Origin of the sequence: Streptomyces sp. NPDC058576 (assembly GCF_042718715.1) — a bacterium.
Taxonomy (GTDB): domain Bacteria; phylum Actinomycetota; class Actinomycetes; order Streptomycetales; family Streptomycetaceae; genus Streptomyces.
The window spans coordinates 1-18,161 of the sequence record NZ_JBHXPF010000045.1; the positions used below are offsets into that span (position 1 = coordinate 1).

At 70.8% G+C, this 18,161-nt stretch carries 13 protein-coding genes; 8 read left to right on the top strand and 5 right to left on the bottom strand.

Annotated features, from left to right (window positions below):
* Positions 1-56: 56 nt before the first annotated feature.
* Positions 57-974, bottom strand: a complete 918-nt coding sequence (locus tag ACFWRV_RS26525) for a tRNA (adenine-N1)-methyltransferase (RefSeq protein WP_003970161.1) — start codon at positions 972-974, stop codon at positions 57-59.
* A gap of 60 nt (positions 975-1,034) precedes the next feature.
* Positions 1,035-2,285 (bottom strand): site-2 protease family protein, encoded by a 1,251-nt coding sequence (locus tag ACFWRV_RS26530; protein ID WP_384338245.1) that lies wholly within the window; start codon positions 2,283-2,285, stop codon positions 1,035-1,037.
* Between the two features lie 177 nt (positions 2,286-2,462).
* Here ACFWRV_RS26530 and ACFWRV_RS26535 point away from each other — a divergent pair, with 177 nt between their 5' ends.
* Positions 2,463-3,308, top strand: coding sequence for a RecB family exonuclease (locus ACFWRV_RS26535; protein ID WP_384338246.1), 846 nt, complete (start codon positions 2,463-2,465; stop codon positions 3,306-3,308).
* A gap of 9 nt (positions 3,309-3,317) precedes the next feature.
* Positions 3,318-3,989 (top strand): response regulator transcription factor, encoded by a 672-nt coding sequence (locus ACFWRV_RS26540; RefSeq protein WP_003970158.1) that lies wholly within the window; start codon positions 3,318-3,320, stop codon positions 3,987-3,989.
* An 84-nt stretch (positions 3,990-4,073) separates the two neighbouring features.
* Here the strand turns inward: ACFWRV_RS26540 and ACFWRV_RS26545 are convergent, their stop codons facing one another.
* The 3 genes from ACFWRV_RS26545 to metH form a co-directional block, all read right to left on the bottom strand.
* Positions 4,074-5,672 carry an ABC transporter substrate-binding protein gene (locus tag ACFWRV_RS26545; RefSeq protein WP_384338247.1) on the bottom strand — a complete coding sequence of 533 codons (1,599 nt, stop codon included), beginning with the start codon at positions 5,670-5,672 and terminating at the stop codon, positions 4,074-4,076.
* Positions 5,673-5,994: 322 nt separating this feature from the next.
* Positions 5,995-6,705: an HAD family hydrolase gene (locus tag ACFWRV_RS26550; RefSeq protein WP_384338248.1), complete on the bottom strand. Its 711-nt coding sequence runs from the start codon at positions 6,703-6,705 to the stop codon at positions 5,995-5,997.
* Positions 6,706-6,848: 143 nt separating this feature from the next.
* Positions 6,849-10,367: a methionine synthase gene (gene metH, locus ACFWRV_RS26555; protein WP_384338249.1), complete on the bottom strand. Its 3,519-nt coding sequence runs from the start codon at positions 10,365-10,367 to the stop codon at positions 6,849-6,851.
* 240 nt (positions 10,368-10,607) lie between these two features.
* On the opposite strand from metH, the gene ACFWRV_RS26560 reads away from it, so the two are divergent.
* From ACFWRV_RS26560 to ACFWRV_RS26585, 6 genes are all read left to right on the top strand, one after another.
* Entirely contained in the window at positions 10,608-11,372 is a 765-nt protein-coding gene (locus tag ACFWRV_RS26560) for an IclR family transcriptional regulator (protein WP_384338250.1), read from the top strand.
* A gap of 345 nt (positions 11,373-11,717) precedes the next feature.
* Positions 11,718-12,509 (top strand): MIP/aquaporin family protein, encoded by a 792-nt coding sequence (locus ACFWRV_RS26565; protein WP_384338251.1) that lies wholly within the window; start codon positions 11,718-11,720, stop codon positions 12,507-12,509.
* A gap of 45 nt (positions 12,510-12,554) precedes the next feature.
* Positions 12,555-14,099 (top strand): glycerol kinase GlpK, encoded by a 1,545-nt coding sequence (gene glpK / locus ACFWRV_RS26570; protein WP_161267879.1) that lies wholly within the window; start codon positions 12,555-12,557, stop codon positions 14,097-14,099.
* A 14-nt stretch (positions 14,100-14,113) separates the two neighbouring features.
* Positions 14,114-15,724 carry an FAD-dependent oxidoreductase gene (locus ACFWRV_RS26575; RefSeq protein WP_384338252.1) on the top strand — a complete coding sequence of 537 codons (1,611 nt, stop codon included), beginning with the start codon at positions 14,114-14,116 and terminating at the stop codon, positions 15,722-15,724.
* A gap of 140 nt (positions 15,725-15,864) precedes the next feature.
* Positions 15,865-16,923: an LLM class flavin-dependent oxidoreductase gene (locus tag ACFWRV_RS26580; protein WP_384338253.1), complete on the top strand. Its 1,059-nt coding sequence runs from the start codon at positions 15,865-15,867 to the stop codon at positions 16,921-16,923.
* Between the two features lie 100 nt (positions 16,924-17,023).
* The gene (locus tag ACFWRV_RS26585; protein WP_384338254.1) at positions 17,024-18,073 is read left to right on the top strand and encodes a PAC2 family protein; all 1,050 of its coding nucleotides are present in this window, start codon (positions 17,024-17,026) and stop codon (positions 18,071-18,073) included.
* Positions 18,074-18,161: the final 88 nt, after the last annotated feature.

Sequence of the window (18,161 nt, forward strand, 5' to 3'; positions counted from 1 at the left end):
GCGCAGTTCCCCGGTCGGTCGGGGAACTGCGCGGCGGCTTCGGCGCGTTGGACGGGTCAGCCGCGGTCGGCGGCGGAGCCTCCGCGGCTCTGGCTGCCCGGTCCCTCGTAGTCCTCGCCGTAGGCGCCCTTGGAGGGGCGGCGGCGGCGCAGCGGCGGCTCGACGCCGTCCGCGAGGCGGCGGGCGGTGACCAGAAAGCCGGTGTGGCCGATCATCCGGTGGTCGGGGCGGACGGCGAGGCCCTCCACGTGCCAGTTGCGGATCATCGACTCCCAGGGCTGGGGTTCGGCGAAGCAGCCGATCTCGCGGATGGACTCGACGGTGCGCGAGAGCTGGGTGGTGGTGGCGACGTAGGCGCAGAGGATGCCGCCGGGCACCAAGGCCTTGGAGACGGCCTCCAGGCACTCCCAGGGGGCGAGCATGTCCAGCACGACGCGGTCGACGTCGGTGTCGGAGAGGTTGTCCTGGAGGTCTCCGACGGTCAGCTGCCAGGCCGGGTGCGGGGAGCCGAAGTAGCGCTCGACGTTCTGCTGGGCGATCTCGGCGAAGTCCTCGCGGCGCTCGTAGGAGTGCAGCATGCCCTGCTCGCCGATGGCGCGCAGCAGGAAGGTGCTGAGCGAGCCGGATCCGACCCCGGCCTCCACGACGCGCGCGCCGGGGAAGATGTCGGCGAAGGCCAGGATCTGGCCCGCGTCCTTGGGGTAGACCACGGCGGCGCCGCGGGGCATGGACAGGACGTAGTCGGGGAGCAGGGGGCGCAGCGCGAGGTAGGCGACGTTTCCCGTGGTTCGGACAACACTGCCCTCGGGAGCACCGATCAGCTCGTCGTGCGGGAAAGAACCCTTGTGGGTGTGGAAGTTCTTTCCGGCTTCGAGCGTGAAGGTGTAGTGGCGTCCCTTGGGGTCGGTGAGCTGGACCTGGTCCCCGACCTTGAAGGGCCCACGTCGGCGGGCGGCACCGGTCGGTTCAGACATGTGACCAGCCTACCGGTGATTCCGGGGCCTTCTGCCGCCTGTCCCCGGCGCGGAGGGGGCTCAGGCGCTGGGGCGGGCCATGGCCTTCACGAAGGCGCGCTCCACGTCGGCGGTGGAGAGGACCCCGTAGATCTCGCCGGTCTCCTCGACGACCAGGTATTCGGTGGCGGGGGTGGCCTTGAGCCGGTCCAGGAGGGCTTCGCCGGCCAGTTCCGCGGGGACCTTCATGCCGTCGGTGAGGTCCTGGGCGAGGCCGCTGACGGCGACCCAGGGGCGGCGGTGTTCGGGGACGCCGACGATGGCGGCCTCCCGGACGACGCCTTTGGGGTTGCCCTGTCCGTCGACGACGACCAGGGCGCGGGCGCCCGCCTCGTTGGCCCGGCGCAGCGCTTCGGAGAGCGGGGTGGCGGACTCGACGGGGACGGCGCGGCGGGTCAGGGTGCGGGCCCGGAGGTCGGGCAGGTGCTCGCGGAGGCGGGCCACGCGCAGGCTGTTCCCGGCGCCGGTCCAGATGATGCCGGCGAGGATCGCGGCGAGCAGCGCGTCCATGACGGTCTCGACCCCGCCGATGTCCTGGGCGCTGCCGCCGAGCGCTCCGGTGTGCGTGAGCAGCGGCAGTCCGATGAGGACGACGACGGCGAGGCCGCGGCCGACCCAGGCCGCGGCGATGGTGCCGCTCATGGGCTTGCCGGTGATCTTCCAGACGACGGCGCGGAGCATCCGGCCGCCGTCGAGGGGCAGGCCGGGCAGCAGGTTGAAGGCGGCCACGATGAGGTTGGAGATCATCAGGCCCGCGAGCAGGACGCCGGGGACCGTGCCGGGCTCGACGAGCTGCATCGCCCCGTAGAAGACGCCGCCGAGGACCAGGGACAGGAGCGGCCCGACGAAGGCGAGGACGAACTCGCGACCGGGCGTCTCGCTCTCCTTCTCGATCTCCGAGACGCCGCCGAAGAACTGGAGCTGGATGCGGCGGACCGGGAGTTCGTAGCGCAGGGCCGCGACCGTGTGGGCCAGTTCGTGGACGAGCACGGAGGCGTAGAAGGCGATGGCGAAGAACAGGGCGACGAGGTAGCGGGCGCCGCCCAGCTCGGGCAGCACCCGGTCGAGCTGGCCGCCGAAGACCCAGGTGATCAGCGCGGCGACGACGAACCAGCTGGGCGCGACGTAGACGGGCACGCCGAAGGGGCGGCCCATGAGCAGGCCGCCGCCCGGCTCCGCGGGGCGCTTCGGCTTGCCGTCGTCGGGGCCGGTACCGGGGGCCGTTCCCCCTGCGCCGGGCTGCGGCCGCCCGCTGTCGCCGCTCTCGTCCACGGGGTCCCTTCGGTTCGGTGAGTGGCCTGTGCCACGATCATGCAGTGTGCGAGGGTCTGCCGTCGATGGTATGCCGCTCGCTGTCAGTGGCGGGCCGTAGGGTCTTGAGACATGACCTCCGTGCCGCGGCCGCCTCAGCCGCCATCGTCCCTGTCGCCGTCGCGGGCGAGCGATTTCATGCAGTGCCCCTTGCTCTACCGCTTCCGGGTCATCGACAAGCTGCCGGAGAAGCCCAGCGAGGCGGCTACCCGCGGCACGCTGGTCCATGCGGTGCTGGAGCGGCTCTTCGACGTCCCGGCGGCCGACCGTACGGCGCCCCGGGCGCGGGCGCTGATTCCCGGCCAGTGGGACCGGCTGCTGGAGTCGAAGCCGGAGCTGACCGGCCTGTTCGCCGGGGACGCCGAGGGCGAGCGTCTGACGCGTTGGCTCGGTGAGGCGGAGCGGTTGGTGGACCGGTGGTTCTCGCTGGAGGACCCGACGCGGCTGGAGCCGGCGGAGCGTGAGCTGTTCGTGGAGACGGAGCTGGAGTCGGGGCTGCGGCTGCGCGGGGTGATCGACCGGGTGGACGTCGCGCCGAGCGGCGAGGTCCGGATCGTCGACTACAAGACGGGCAAGGCGCCGCGGCCGGAGTATTCCGAGGGGCCGCTGTTCCAGATGACGTTCTACGCGCTGGTGGTCTGGCGGCTGAAGGGTGTCGTGCCGCGCCGCCTCCAGCTGGTCTATCTGGGCAGCGGGGACGTGCTGACGTACGACCCGGTGGTGGCGGATCTGGAGCGGGTGGAGCGCAAGCTGCTGGCGCTGTGGGACGCGATCAGGCTGGCGACGGAGACCGGTGACTGGCGGCCCCGGCCGACGAAGCTGTGCGGCTGGTGCGATCACCAGGCGGTGTGTCCGGAATTCGGCGGGACTCCCCCGGTATACCCGCTGTCGGTCCGCCCGGCGGATTCGGGCGAGGATGGCCAGGGCAGAATGGGACCGGTCCAGGCCGAGGCCGGCCGAGCCGTGGCCCTTGAAGGCCCTTAAGGAGTTCCTGTGGCGATCCGCGTCCTTCTGGTCGACGACCAGCCTCTGCTGCGCACCGGTTTCCGGATGATTCTGGAGGCCGAAGGCGATCTGGCGGTGGTCGGCGAGGCCGGTGACGGTCTGCAGGCCATCGACCAGGTGCGGGCGCTGCAGCCCGATGTGGTGCTCATGGACATCCGGATGCCGCGGATGGACGGCGTGGAGGCGACCCGTCAGATCACCGGCCCCGGCAAGGACGGCCCGGCGAAGGTGCTGGTGCTGACCACCTTCGATCTCGACGAGTACGTGGTGGAGGCGCTGCGTGCGGGGGCGAGCGGTTTCCTGCTGAAGGACGCTCCGGCGGCCGAGCTGGTGCAGGCGATCCGGGTGGTGGCGGCGGGCGAGGCGATGCTCGCGCCGAGCATCACGCGCCGGCTGCTCGACAAGTACGCGGATCATCTGCCGTCCGGTGAGGACCCGGTGCCGGACGCCCTGCACACGCTGACGGACCGCGAGGTCGAGGTGCTGAAGCTGGTGGCGCGGGGGCTGTCCAACGCGGAGATCGCGGCGGATCTCTTCGTCAGCGAGACGACGGTCAAGACGCATGTGGGCCATGTGCTGACGAAGTTGGGCCTGCGCGACCGGGTGCAGGCCGCGGTGTACGCGTACGAGAGCGGGCTGGTGCGCCCCGGCGCGCAGTAGGAACCCGCAACCCGCCAAGCCGTCCGGCCCGTACCCCACCTGTCACGAGGTGGAGTACGGGCCGGACGGCGTTTGCGGTGGGGCTCAGGCGCTGGGCCGGTTGAGCTCCCAGAGCTGGAGCTCGGAGGTGGCGCTGACGGAGCGCTCCACCCCGGCGATCCCGTCGCGGGAGGCCACGTACTGCTTGCCCTGCCAGATCGGGAGCACCGGCACGTCGTTGGCGACGATGTCCTGGAGCTTCTCGTAGGTGGTGGCGGCGGCGGTGCGGTCGGCCTCGCGGCGGGACTGCGGGATGAGGACCTTCTCCGCCTCGCGCGACCGGTAGGGCGAGTTGAGGAAGTTGTTCGCGTCCAGGAACGGCGCGGTGTAGTTGTCCGGGTCCGGGAAGTCGGGGAACCAGCCCATGCCGTAGGCCGCGTAGTCGCCGCGCTTCTGCTCGGGGCGGTACGTCGACCATTCCTTGCCCTGGACGGAGACGTCGAAGAGGCCGGAGCGGTTCAGCTGCTGCTGGATCGCCTTGAACTCCGCGGCGGTGGCCGGGCCGTAGTGGTCGTTGGTGTAGTGCAGGGTGAACTTCACCGGCGTATCGATCCCGGCGGCGCGGAGGATCTCCGCGGCCTTGGCGGTGCTGGGCTCGCCGTACTTGTTGAAGAAGGCGTTGGTGTGCCCGGCGATGCTGGAGGGGATCAGCGAGTAGAGCGGTTCGGCGGTGGTGCCGTACACCTTGCCCGCGATCTCGCCCCGGTCGATGATCTGCGCCATGGCCTGCCGGACGGACTTGTTGACCACCGGGTCCTTGGTGTTGAACCCGAGGTAGCTGATGGCCAGGCCGGGCAGCTCGGTGAGCTCGATGCCCTCCTTCGGCTCCACGAGCATGTCGTGGGCCTGCTCGGGCGACATCGCCCGGGTCATCATGTGGATCTTCTCCTCGTCGAGCGCCTTGCCCATCGCCTCGGCGTCGGGGAAGAGGTCCATCTCGACCTTGTCGTTGAGGACCTTCAGCTCGCCCTTGTACGAGGGGTTCTTGGCGAAGGAGATCCTGACGACCCGGCCGTCCTCGACCTGCGGCTTCATGGTGTACGGGCCGGAACCGTTGACCTGGAAGCCGGGGCGCGCCGCGTTCGCCGGGTAGTCCGCCTTCGGGACGATGCCGGCGGCGGGGGTGGCGAGCTTGTACGGGAAGGTCGCGTCGGGCGTGTTCAGGTGGAAGATCACCTGGTCCTCGCCCTTGGTCTCGATCATGTCGATGTTGGCGAGCAGGCCGACCGGCCCGCTGTCCGAGTCGATGTCGATGACGCGCTGGATGGAGTGCTTCACGTCCTCGGCGGTGACGGGCGTGCCGTCGGCGAAGGTGAGGCCCGCCCGCAGGGTGCAGCGGTAGCTCTCGTTCGCGGTGTCGGTGAAGGTGCAGCTGCGGGCGGCCTCGGGGACCGGCTCGCCGCCGCCGTTGGGCACCGCGGTCAGGGTCTGCACGGTCTGCCGCAGGACGTTCCAGACGCCCGCTTCGTAACCGATGGCCGGGTCGAGCGGCGCGGGGTTCTCCTTCGAGGCCACGAGCTGATCCGTGGTGCCGACGACGATGGCCCCCTTGCCACCGGCGCCGCTGTCCGTACTGCCGCAGGCGGCGAGCACGGGGGCGAGCAGGCCGACCACGGCCGGCAGCACCAGGGTCTTGCGGTTCATCTGGACGTTCTCCCTCATCCCGGCAGGTGAGGAATCAAAGTTAGTAGCCGTGGGTGGCCCCTCCGACCGTCCGGCGGGCGGCTCGGACTCCCTCGGCGACCGGCAGGGCCGACATACGATCATCATTACGGACAGCTCACCCGATCCCGGCGGGCCACCGGAGGTCTTCGGGTGAGGAAGGTCACTCGTCCGACCTCTTCACATATCCGCCCTGCGACTGATCCACATCCACGGAACGTTGCCGGAACGCGCACGGAGGGGAGCAGAAAATCCACTCTTCGTTCACAAGCGGCCGCCCGGCACGCGAGGGCGCCGGATGCGGTCAGCCCGTTCCGCTCGATCCGGTGATGAGCCCCCGCAGAAAGGCGAGGTCGACCTCTTCGAGGGAGCCGACGACCACGCGTCCGGCCGCCGGCGCGATGGGGGCGACGGACGGCACGGCGACGACCCGGCAGCCGGCGGCCTCGGCGGCGGCCACGCCGGTCGCGGTGTCCTCGATGACGGCGCAGCGCCAGGGGTCGGCGCCGAAGCCCGCGGCGGCGGTGAGGTAGGGCTCGGGGTGGGGCTTGGTCCGGGCGACCTCGTCCCCGGCGACCGTGAGCGCGAAGTGGTGGTGGCCCACCGAGTCCAGCACCCGGTCGATGATCCGGCGGTGGGAGGCCGAGACCAGCGCGGTGGGCACCTCGAAGGCGGCCAGTTCGGCGAGCAGCCGCTCGGCTCCGGGCATCAGCGGCACACCCCGGCTGATGCGGCGCTCGAAGCCGTCGTTGAGCAGTACGGTCAGCTCGTCCAGCCGGACGTCGGCGCCGGTGACGTCGATGAGGTAGCCGGCGCTGCGGGTCATCGGGCCGCCGACGACCACGTCCCGCCAGGACTCCTCCAGCCGGTGCCCGAGTCCGGCGAAGACCTCCTTCTCCACGTCCCACCAGAAGCCCTCGGTATCGACCAGGGTTCCGTCCATGTCGAGAAGGACCGCCTGCAGGGCGGCGCCTTCGGCCGTGCGGGTCAAGGACGCGGGGACCGTACTGGTCATCCGGCACACCTTCCGTAAGGGACGAGAAGGCCGGCCGCCATTCCCAGAAAGGGGAGGGCGACCGGCCTGCGCTGGACCGACCAGTGTACGACGTGTCGCCCCGCGGTGCGCGAGAGGCGCGTGAGCGCGGGGCGAACTCCGTCCTACCGGGCGTTGAAGTACTTCGCCTCGGGGTGGTGGATGACGATGGCGTCGGTGGACTGCTCGGGGTGGAGCTGGAACTCCTCGGAGAGGTGCACGCCGATCCGCTCCGGCTGCAGGAGATCGGCGATCTTGGCCCGGTCCTCCAGGTCCGGGCACGCCCCGTAACCGAGCGAGAACCGCGCGCCGCGGTACTTCAGCGCGAACATGTCCTCGACGTCCGCCGGGTCCTCCCCCGCGAAACCGAGCTCACTGCGGACCCGGGCGTGCCAGTACTCGGCGAGCGCCTCGGCGAGCTGGACGGAGAGGCCGTGCAGCTCCAGGTAGTCGCGGTAGGAGTTGGCGGCGAACAGCTCGGCGGTGGCCTCGCCGATCCGGGAGCCGACGGTGACGATCTGGAGGCCGATGACGTCCGTCTCGCCGGACTCCTCGGGGCGGAAGAAGTCGGCGAGGCAGAGGCGGCGGCCGCGGCGCTGGCGCGGGAAGGTGAAGCGGGTGCGCTCGGATCCGTCCTCGTGGAGGAGGATCAGGTCCTCGCCCTTGGAGACGCAGGGGAAGTACCCGTAGACGACGGCGGCTTCCAGGAGGTTGTTGGACTGGAGGTGGTCGAGCCAGCCGCGCAGATGCGGGCGCCCCTCGGTCTCCACCAGCTCCTCGTACGTCGGTCCGTCGCCGGTCCTGGCCTGCTTGAGGCCCCACTGGCCCTTGAACAGGGCGCCCTCGTCGAGCCAGGAGGCGTAGTCCTTGAGCGGGATGCCCTTGATGACGCGGGTGCCCCGGAACGGCGGCTCGGGGACGGGGTTGGTGATGGAGACGTCCGAGCGCACCGAGCCCTCGGGCTCCTCGACCTCCAGCACGGCGGTGTCGGTGGTCTTCTTGGGGACCCGGCGCTGCTTGAGCTCGGGCAGGGCCGCGCCCGGCACGCCGCGCTTGACGCCGATGAGCGCGTCCATGAGGCGCAGGCCCTCGAAGGCGTCGCGGGCGTAGCGGACCTCGCCCTCGTAGATCTCGTGCAGGTCCTGCTCGACGTAGGCCCTGGTCAGCGCCGCGCCGCCGAGGATGACGGGGAAGTCGGCGGCCATCTTGCGCTGGTTGAGCTCCTGGAGGTTCTCCTTCATGATCACCGTCGACTTCACCAGGAGACCGGACATGCCGATCACGTCCGCGCGGTGCTCCTCGGCGGCTTCCAGGATCGCGGAGACGGGCTGCTTGATGCCGAGGTTGACGACGTTGTAGCCGTTGTTGGACAGGATGATGTCGACGAGGTTCTTGCCGATGTCGTGGACGTCGCCGCGGACGGTGGCCAGCACGATCGTCCCCTTGCCGTCGGCGTCGGTCTTCTCCATGTGCGGCTCCAGATGGGCCACAGCGCTCTTCATGACCTCGGCCGACTGGAGCACGAACGGCAGCTGCATCTGGCCGGAGCCGAACAGCTCGCCGACCACCTTCATGCCTTCCAGCAGCGTGTTGTTGACGATGTCGAGGGCCGGGGTGTCCTGGAGCGCCTCGTCGAGGTCGGCCTCCAGGCCGTTCTTCTCGCCGTCGATGATGCGGCGCTGGAGCCGCTCGTCCAGCGGGAGGGCCATCAGCTCCTCGGCCTTGCCCGCCTTCATCGACTTCATGTTGACGCCCTCGAAGAGCTCCATGAGCTTCTGGAGGGGGTCGTAGCCCTCGGCGCGGCGGTCGTAGATCAGGTCGAGGGCGACCTTGACCTGCTCCTCCTCCAGCCGGGCGATCGGCAGGATCTTGGAGGCGTGCACGATCGCGGAGTCCAGGCCCGCCTTGACGCACTCGTCGAGGAAGACGGAGTTCAGCACGACGCGGGCGGCCGGGTTGAGGCCGAAGGAGATGTTCGAGAGGCCCAGGGTGGTCTGGACGTCGGGGTGGCGCTTCTTCAGCTCGCGGATCGCGCCGATGGTGGCGATGCCGTCGCCGCGGGACTCCTCCTGGCCGGTGCAGATGGTGAAGGTCAGGGTGTCGATGAGGATGTCGGACTCGCGGATGCCCCAGTTGACGGTGAGGTCCTCGATCAGCCGCTCGGCGATGGCGACCTTGTGCTCGACGGTGCGCGCCTGGCCCTCCTCGTCGATCGTCAGGGCGATCAGGGCGGCGCCGTGCTCGGCGGCCAGTGCGCTGACCTGCGCGAAGCGGGACTCGGGGCCGTCGCCGTCCTCGAAGTTCACCGAGTTCAGCACGGCCCGGCCGCCGAGCTTCTCCAGCCCGGCGCGCAGGACGGGCAGCTCGGTGGAGTCCAGCACGATCGGCAGGGTGGAGGCGGTCGCGAAGCGGCCGGCCAGCTCCGCCATGTCGGCGACGCCGTCGCGGCCCACGTAGTCGACACAGAGGTCGAGCATGTGCGCGCCCTCGCGGATCTGGTCGCGGGCCATCTCGACGCAGTCGTCCCAGCGGGCCTCCAGCATGGCCTCGCGGAACTTCTTGGAGCCGTTGGCGTTGGTGCGCTCCCCGATCGCCAGGTAGGCGGTGTCCTGACGGAAGGGAATGTGCTGGTAGAGGGAGGCCGCACCGGGCTCGGGGCGCGGGTCGCGCTCGGTGGGCGTCAGCTCGCGGGCCCGCTCGACGACGACCCGCAGGTGCTCGGGGGTCGTACCGCAGCAGCCGCCGATGAGGGAGAGGCCGTAGTCCCGGACGAAGTGCTCCTGGGAGTCGGCGAGACCCTCGGGGCCGAGCGGGAAGTGCGCGCCGTCCTTGGTGAGGACGGGCAGGCCGGCGTTGGGCATGCACATCAGGGGCGTACGGGAGTGGCGGGCGAGGTAGCGCAGGTGCTCGCTCATCTCGTCCGGGCCGGTCGAGCAGTTCAGCCCGATCAGGTCGATGCCCAGTGGCTCCAGGGCGGTCAGGGCGGCGCCGATCTCGGAGCCGAGGAGCATCACGCCGGTCGTCTCGAAGGCGAGGGAGCAGATCAGCGGCACCTGGAGGCCGAGGGCGTCCATAGCCCGGCGCGCGCCGATGATGCTGGACTTGGTCTGCAGCAGGTCCTGGGTGGTCTCGACGATCAGGGCGTCCGAGCCGCCGGCGAGGAGTCCCTCGGCGTTCTTCTGGTAGCCGTCGCGCAGGACGTCGTACGTGGTGTGGCCGAGCGAGGGCAGCTTGGTGCCGGGGCCGATCGAGCCGAGGACCCAGCGCTGGCGGCCGTCCTTGGCGCCGAACTCGTCCGCGACCTCGCGGGCGATCCGGGCGCCGGACTCGGAGAGCTCGAAGATCCGGTCGGCGATCTCGTACTCGTTGGCGGCGGAGTGGTTCGCGCCGAAGGTGTTGGTCTCGACGCAGTCGACGCCGACCGCGAAGTACTCCTCGTGGACCGAGCGCACGATGTCGGGCCGGGTGATGTTGAGGATCTCGTTGCAGCCTTCGAGGTTCTCGAAGTCCTCCAGCGTGGGGTCCTGTGCCTGGAGCATGGTGCCCATCGCCCCGTCGGCCACCACCACGCGGGTGGCGAGTGCCTCTCGGAGTGCTTCTGCGCGGGTCCGGCTGTCGGCGGCGGATGTCGGCAACGAGGCCATGGATGATCTCCCAGGGATGCGACGGCTGTCGGCTTTGCGTCCTTCTTGGGGAAGGCGCACCTCGCCAGCCTAGCCCGACGGTGCCCGGGACCGTAGGGGCGTCCATGAGACGGACTGCATGCTGTGGCGAATGCGGCGCGTGGGGCCGGGTGGCGGAGACTTTCCCCCGGAGTCCGGCGCAGGTCGGCATCGACCGATAGTGTTCAGCATTGTCGAACCGAGGTGGAGGAGTACGGCGCGATGGCCAAGAACATCCAGTCGCTGGAGCGGGCGGCCGCGATGCTGCGTCTGCTGGCGGGCGGCGAGCGCCGGCTCGGGCTCTCCGACATCGCCTCCTCGCTGGGGCTGGCCAAGGGCACCGCGCACGGCATTCTGCGCACACTCCAGCTGGAGGGCTTCGTCGAGCAGGACGGGGCTTCGGGGCGCTACCAGCTGGGCGCGGAGCTGCTGCGTCTCGGCAACAGCTATCTGGACGTCCACGAGCTGCGGGCGCGCGCCCTGGTCTGGACGGACGACCTGGCCCGCTCCAGCGGCGAGAGCGTCCACCTCGGGGTGCTGCACCAGCACGGCGTCCTGATCGTCCACCACGTCTTCCGGCCCGACGACAGCCGCCAGGTGCTGGAGGTCGGGGCGATGCAGCCGCTGCACTCCACGGCGCTGGGCAAGGTGCTGTCCGCGTACGACCCGGTGGCCCACAGCGAGGTCATGGAGGCGGAGCGCCGCTCCTTCACCGGGCGCACCGTCACCGCCGCCGACGCGTTCGAGTCGATGCTCGACCTGATCCGGGCCCAGGGCTGGGCCGCCGACGCCGAGGAGACCTGGGAGGGCGTCGCCGCGGTGGCCGCCCCGGTCCACGACCGGCGCAGGATGCCCGTGGGCGCGGTCGCCGTGACCGGTGCGGTGGAGCGGGTGGCCCCGGGCGGCACGCTGCGCCCCGAGCTGATCGCGGCCGTACGGGACTGCGCCCGCGCGGTCTCCCGGGATCTGGGCGCCGGCCGCTTCTGACGGCCGCACGGCCCGCTCCACCGGCTTCCCCGCTGCGGGCGACCGCCGCCACGCCTCCGCCTCGAACGCACGGCTTGCGACCACCGCCGGTAACGATCGCGTCGCGCACCGAGTCGTGCACCACAGAACCCTTGACGCTTCCTTCACTTCGGGGAAACACTGCCGTTCAACGGTCGGCATTGTCGAACGCCTAACGGCAATACGCGTTAGGGTGTGACAGTGCCAAGGGCCGGTCAAGCCCTTACAGGTGGGCTGCCCACGCTTCGTGGATACCCATCTGGGGCGCGGAACACCGGCGGGACCGGTGCTCCGCTCTCCCCTGGACGAAGGACAAAGGAGTCGCGGGTGTCCAGCTCCGACATTTTCATCGGCGAGACCATAGGTACCGCCGTACTCATCCTGCTCGGCGGCGGTGTCTGTGCCGCCGTCACGCTGAAGCGCTCGAAGGCCCAGAACGCGGGCTGGCTCGCCATCACCTTCGGGTGGGGCTTCGCCGTGCTGACCGGCGCCTACCTCGCCGGCGGCGTATCGGGCGCCCACCTCAACCCCGCGGTCACGGTCGGCCTGGCCATCCAGGGCGGCACGGAGTGGGGCGACGTCCCCCTCTACCTCGGCTCGCAGCTCCTCGGCGCGATGATCGGCGCCCTGCTGGTCTGGGCGGTGTACTACGGACAGTTCCACGCGCACCTGACCGACCCGGAGATCGTCGGGACCAAGTCAACCGACGAGGGCATGGTCGACCAGACCGCCGCCCCGAAGGCCGGTCCGGTGCTCGGGGTCTTCTCCACCGGTCCGGAGATCCGCAACGGCGTGCAGAACGTCATCACCGAGATCATCGCGACGACCGTGCTGGTCCTGGCGATCCTGACCCAGGGCCTCAACGACGGGGGCAACGGCATCGGCACGCTCGGCGCGCTGATCACCGCCCTGGTCGTCGTCGGCATCGGCCTCTCGCTCGGCGGCCCGACCGGCTACGCCATCAACCCGGTCCGCGACCTCGGTCCGCGCATCGTGCACTCCCTGCTGCCGCTGCCGAACAAGGGTGGTTCGGACTGGGGCTACGCATGGGTACCCATCGTGGGTCCGCTCGTCGGCGGCGCACTCGCCGGCGGGCTCTACAACCTCGCCTTCGCGTAGCCCGAGCCGCACCTCCACCCCTTCACAGACTTCCGGGAGCACACCGTGACCGACGCACACACCACCGGCACCCACGGCACCGGGCCGTTCATCGCGGCCATCGACCAGGGCACCACCTCCAGCCGCTGCATCGTCTTCGACAAGGACGGCCGGATCGTCTCCGTCGACCAGAAGGAGCACGAGCAGATCTTCCCGAAGCCGGGCTGGGTCGAGCACGACGCGACCGAGATCTGGGAGAACGTCCAGGAGGTCGTCGCCGGGGCCATCGTCAAGGCCGGCATCACCTCCGCCGACGTCAAGGCGATCGGCATCACCAACCAGCGCGAGACCACGCTGCTGTGGGACAAGAACACCGGTGAGCCGGTGCACAACGCGCTGGTCTGGCAGGACACCCGCACCGACGCGCTCTGCAAGGAGCTCGGCCGCAACGTGGGCCAGGACCGCTTCCGCCGCGAGACCGGGCTGCCGCTCGCCTCGTACTTCGCCGGGCCCAAGGTCCGCTGGCTGCTCGACAACGTCGAGGGGCTGCGCGAGCGCGCCGAGGCCGGCGACATCCTCTTCGGCACCATGGACTCCTGGGTCATCTGGAACCTCACCGGCGGCACCGACGGCGGGGTGCACGTCACCGACGTCACCAACGCCTCGCGCACCCTCCTGATGAACCTCCACCGGATGGAGTGGGACGAGAAGATCCTCTCCTCCATCGGCATCCCGGCCGCGGTGCTCCCCGAGATCCGCTCCTCCGCCGAGGTGTACGGCCACGCCAAGGGCGGGATCCTCGACGGCGTGCCCGTCGCCTCCGCGCTCGGCGACCAGCAGGCGGCGCTGTTCGGCCAGACCTGTTTCGCCGAGGGCGAGGCCAAGTCCACGTACGGCACCGGCACCTTCATGCTGATGAACACCGGCTCCACCCCGGTGAACTCGTACAACGGGCTGCTCACCACCGTCGGCTACCAGATCGGCGACAAGCCCCCGGTGTACGCGCTGGAGGGCTCCATCGCGGTCACCGGTTCGCTGGTGCAGTGGATGCGCGACCAGATGGGTCTGATCAAGTCGGCCGCCGAGATCGAGACGCTGGCCTCCTCGGTCGAGGACAACGGCGGCGCCTACTTCGTGCCCGCCTTCTCCGGTCTCTTCGCCCCCTACTGGCGTCCCGACGCCCGTGGGGTGATCACCGGTCTCACCCGCTACGTCACCAAGGCGCACATCGCCCGTGCCGTCCTGGAGGCCACCGCCTGGCAGACCCGCGAGATCAGCGACGCCATGACGAAGGACTCCGGCGTCGAGCTGACCGCGCTCAAGGTCGACGGCGGCATGACGTCCAACAACCTGCTGATGCAGACGCTCGCCGACTTCCTGGACGCGCCCGTGGTGCGCCCCATGGTCGCCGAGACCACCTGCCTCGGCGCCGCCTACGCCGCCGGTCTGGCCGTCGGCTTCTGGCCGGACACCGACGCGCTGCGCGCCAACTGGCGCCGGGCCGCCGAGTGGACACCCCGCATGGACGCGGACACCCGTGCCCGCGAGTACAAGAGCTGGCTCAAGGCCGTCGAACGGACCATGGGCTGGGTCGAGGACGAAGAAAGCTGACGAGGAGCAACACCATGACCACCCTGCAGAGCGTTCCCGCCCTCGGAACGCACCCGGCCTCCGGCTCGCTGCCGAGCCGCGCCGAGACCCGGGACCAGCTGTCCCGGGCCACGTACGACCTCCTGGTCATCGGCGGCGGCATCCTGGGCATCTCCACCGCCTGGCATGCCGCGCAGTCCGGGCTGCGGGTGGCACTGGTGGACGCCGGCGACTTCGCCGGCGCCACCTCCTCCGCCTCCTCCAAGCTGCTCCACGGCGGCCTGCGCTACCTCCAGACCGGCGCGGTGAAGCTGGTCGCGGAGAACCACTTCGAGCGCCGCGCGGTCTCCCGCGAGGTGGCCCCCCACCTGGCCAACCCGCTCACCTTCTACCTGCCCGTCTACAAGGGCGGCCCGCACGGCGCGGCCAAGCTCGGCGCGGGCGTCTTCGCCTACTCCGCGCTCTCCGCCTTCGGCGACGGCGTCGGCCATGTCATCTCCCCGGCCAAGGCGCAGCGCGACGTGCCCGAGCTGCGTACGGACGACCTGAAGGCGGTCGCGGTCTACCGCGACGACCAGATGAACGACGCCCGCATGGCGCTGATGACGGTCCGCGCCGCCACCGACGCCGGCGCGGTCGTCCTCAACCACGCGGCCGTCACCGGACTGCGCTTCACCCGGGGCCGGGTGACGGGCGCCGAGCTGAAGGACAGCACCGACGGCACCGAGTTCGGCGTCGACGCCCGGCTCGTGCTGAACGCGACCGGCCCCTGGGTCGACCACCTGCGGAAGATGGAGGACCCGAACGCGGCCCCCTCCATCCGTCTCTCCAAGGGCGCGCACCTGGTCCTCAAGCGGACCCGGCCGTGGCGGGCGGCGCTGGCCACCCCGATCGACAAGTACCGCATCACGTTCGCGCTGCCGTGGGAGGACATGCTGCTCCTCGGTACGACGGACGAGGAGTACGAGGGCGATCCGGCGGACGTCTCGGTGACCGAGGCCGACACCGCGCAGATCCTGGACGAGGCGGCGTTCTCGATCAAGGACCAGCAGCTGTCGCGCGATCTGATCACGTACTCCTTCGCGGGCTTGCGGGTGCTGCCCGGCGGGCCCGGCGACACCTCCAAGGCCAAGCGCGAGACGGTCGTCACGGAGGGCCGCGGCGGGATGCTGTCCGTCGCGGGCGGCAAGTGGACGACCTTCCGCCACATCGGCCGCACGGTGATGAACAAGCTGGCCGCCCTCCCGGGCCACCCGCTGGCCGAGGACATGGAGCCGATGAACCGGCTGCCGAGGAAGCTCCCGCTGCCCGGTATCGCCAACCCGAACGCGGTCGCGCACCGGCTGCTGATCGACGGCCCCGCCCCCGGCCCCCGGATGGCGCCGGACACCGCCCGGCACCTGGCCACCCACTACGGCTCGCTCGCCTTCGACATCGCCCGCCTGGCGAACGAGAACCCGGCCCTCGCCGAGCGCGTCCACCCGGACGCCCCGGAGATCTGGGCCCAGGTCGCCTACGCCCGCGACCACGAGTGGGCCGAGACGGCGGACGACGTGCTGCGCCGCCGGACCACGCTGACGATCCGGGGCCTGGCGACGGACGACGTCCGCGACGGCGTCGAGAAGCTGCTGGCCGACCGGGACTGATCCACCGACCACCCCCCACGGGTACGCGGACGGGGGCGGCTTCCTCGCGGGAGCCGCCCCCGTCCGCGTACCCGCGCACACCGGGCCGGTGCCACACTCCCGCCATACGCGTGCAACGTGCCGCGGGGAGAGTGGAGTTCATGAGATTCTCCGTGCTCTCCCTGATCGGTCACGACCCGCACCCGCTGACCGGTGACGTTCCCTCCGCCGCCGACCGGTTCGAGGAGGTGATCGACACGGCCTCGGTGGCGGAGGAGCTCGGCTTCGACGCCTACTCCGTCGGCGAACGGCACGCCGGGGCCTTCCTCTCCTCCAGCCCGAGCGTGGTGCTGGGCGCGATCGCGGCCCGTACGAGCACCATCCGGCTGCTCACCGGGGTGACCGTCGTCGCGATCCTCGACCCGGTCCGGGTGGCGGAGGACTTCGCGACGCTCGACCAGATCTCCCGGGGCCGGATCGAGCTGGTCGTCGGAAAGGGCGCGGAGGCGGGCCACTTCGACCTGTTCGGGCTCGACGAGGAGCGGCAGTGGGACCTCCAGAAGGAGAAGTACGAGCTGCTGCGGCGGCTGTGGAGCGAGGAAGGCGTGGACTGGGAGGGCGAGTTCCGGCCGCCGCTGAAGAACGTGACGACGGTGCCCAGGCCGTACGACGGGCTCCCGCGCATCTGGCACGGCTCGGCGACCAGCCTCAACTCCCCCGAACTGGCGGCGAAGCACGGAGATCCGCTGTTCACCGCCAACGCCATCCAGCCCCGTGAGGCGTACGCGAAGCTCATCGCCCACTACCGGGAACGGTTCGAGGCGTACGGGCACGATCCGGCGGACGCCAAGGTGGCGGCGGGATCGGGCGGACTGCTCATCGCGGACAGCTCGCAGGCGGCCGTCACGCGGTACAAGGAGCTGTACGAGGCGCGGGTGCGGCAGACCTTCAAGCCGCATCTGGCGGGCAAGGCCGGCTACAACACCCCGTTCCGCACGATCGAGGAGGCGATCGAGGGCGGCCCGCAGCTGATCGGCAGTCCGCAGCAGATCATCGACAAGATCCTCGGCTGGCACGAGGTCTACCGCCACGACCTCCAGTCGATCACCGTGGACGGCTTCGGGCTGAGCCGGCCGGAGCAGTTGGAGACGCTCCGGCGGTTCGTGGAGGAGATCGCACCGGTGGTGCGGCGGGAGGCGCCGTCCTCGCTCCGGGAGTGATCGAACAGAGTTCACCCGGCCGTGCAAGAGGGCTGCGGCCGGGGGCCCCGGAAGCCGTAAGGTTGCTCCGTACGTATGGAGACATCGGAAGGAGGCCCGGGTGATCGAGCTCGAGTCGGTGCCCGAGCTGGTCGACCCGGTCATGGTGGCCGCGTTCGAAGGCTGGAACGACGCCGGGGACGCCGCCTCCACAGCGGTCGGTCATCTGGACCGGGAGTGGAAGGGCGAGGTGTTCGCGGCGCTGGACGCCGAGGACTACTACGACTTCCAGGTCAACCGGCCCACGGTGTGGCTGGACGGCAACACGCGGAAGATCACCTGGCCGACGACGCGGCTGTCCGTGGTGCGGGTGGGCGGCGACAAGCCCCGGGACCTGGTCCTGGTGCGCGGTATCGAACCGTCCATGCGCTGGCGGTCGTTCTGCAACGAGATCCTCGGCTTCGCCCATGAGCTGGGCGTCGAGATGGTCGTCATCCTGGGCGCGTTGCTCGGCGACACCCCGCACACCCGGCCGGTGCCGGTGAGCGGGGTCACCTCCGACGCGGATCTGGCGCGGACGATGGATCTGGAGGAGACGCGCTACGAGGGCCCCACGGGCATCGTCGGCGTCCTCCAGGAGGCGTGCACGCATGCCGGGGTGCCCGCGGTCAGCCTGTGGGCGGCGGTCCCGCACTATGTGTCGCAGCCGCCGAACCCGAAGGCGACGCTGGCCCTGCTGAACCGTCTGGAGGACCTGATCGGGCTGCGCATCCCGCTGGGCGAACTGCCCGAGGACGCGCGGGCCTGGCAGCTCGGGGTGGACCAGCTGGCCTCGGAGGACAGCGAGGTCGCGGAGTACGTGCAGACGCTGGAGGAGGCGCGGGACACCGCGGAGCTGCCCGAGGCGTCCGGCGAGGCCATCGCCCGGGAGTTCGAGCGCTATCTGCGGCGGCGGGACGGCGGTCCCGGGCAAGGGCCGGGCGGCCACGCGACGGAGAGCGGGGACGGTTCCTATCTGCGCGATCCCGGCGGCCGTACCCGCCCGCCGAAGCCGCCGCGTCCGGAGCCGGGACGGGGGAAGGCGTCCGACGACAAGGGCGCCAAGGGTTCTGACGACGCGTCGGAGTCCGAGGGCGAGGACGGCTCCGGCGACCGTCCCGAGGAGGACTGAGCGGACCCGGGGGCCCGACCGGAGCGGTGACCGACCGCGGAGCGCCGCACGGGGACGATCCCCGTGCGGCGCTCCTGTGCGTGGTCCG

Bases quoted from the DNA above. Each gene is read 5' to 3' on its own strand.
- ACFWRV_RS26525 (WP_003970161.1), bottom strand. From the start codon at position 974: ATGTCTGAACCGACCGGTGCCGCCCGCCGACGTGGGCCCTTCAAGGTC.
- ACFWRV_RS26535 (WP_384338246.1), top strand. From the start codon at position 2,463: ATGCAGTGCCCCTTGCTCTACCGCTTCCGGGTCATCGACAAGCTGCCG.
- ACFWRV_RS26545 (WP_384338247.1), bottom strand. From the start codon at position 5,672: ATGAACCGCAAGACCCTGGTGCTGCCGGCCGTGGTCGGCCTGCTCGCC.
- ACFWRV_RS26550 (WP_384338248.1), bottom strand. From the start codon at position 6,705: ATGACCAGTACGGTCCCCGCGTCCTTGACCCGCACGGCCGAAGGCGCC.
- metH (WP_384338249.1), bottom strand. From the start codon at position 10,367: ATGGCCTCGTTGCCGACATCCGCCGCCGACAGCCGGACCCGCGCAGAA.
- ACFWRV_RS26560 (WP_384338250.1), top strand. From the start codon at position 10,608: ATGGCCAAGAACATCCAGTCGCTGGAGCGGGCGGCCGCGATGCTGCGT.
- ACFWRV_RS26575 (WP_384338252.1), top strand. From the start codon at position 14,114: ATGACCACCCTGCAGAGCGTTCCCGCCCTCGGAACGCACCCGGCCTCC.
- ACFWRV_RS26580 (WP_384338253.1), top strand. From the start codon at position 15,865: ATGAGATTCTCCGTGCTCTCCCTGATCGGTCACGACCCGCACCCGCTG.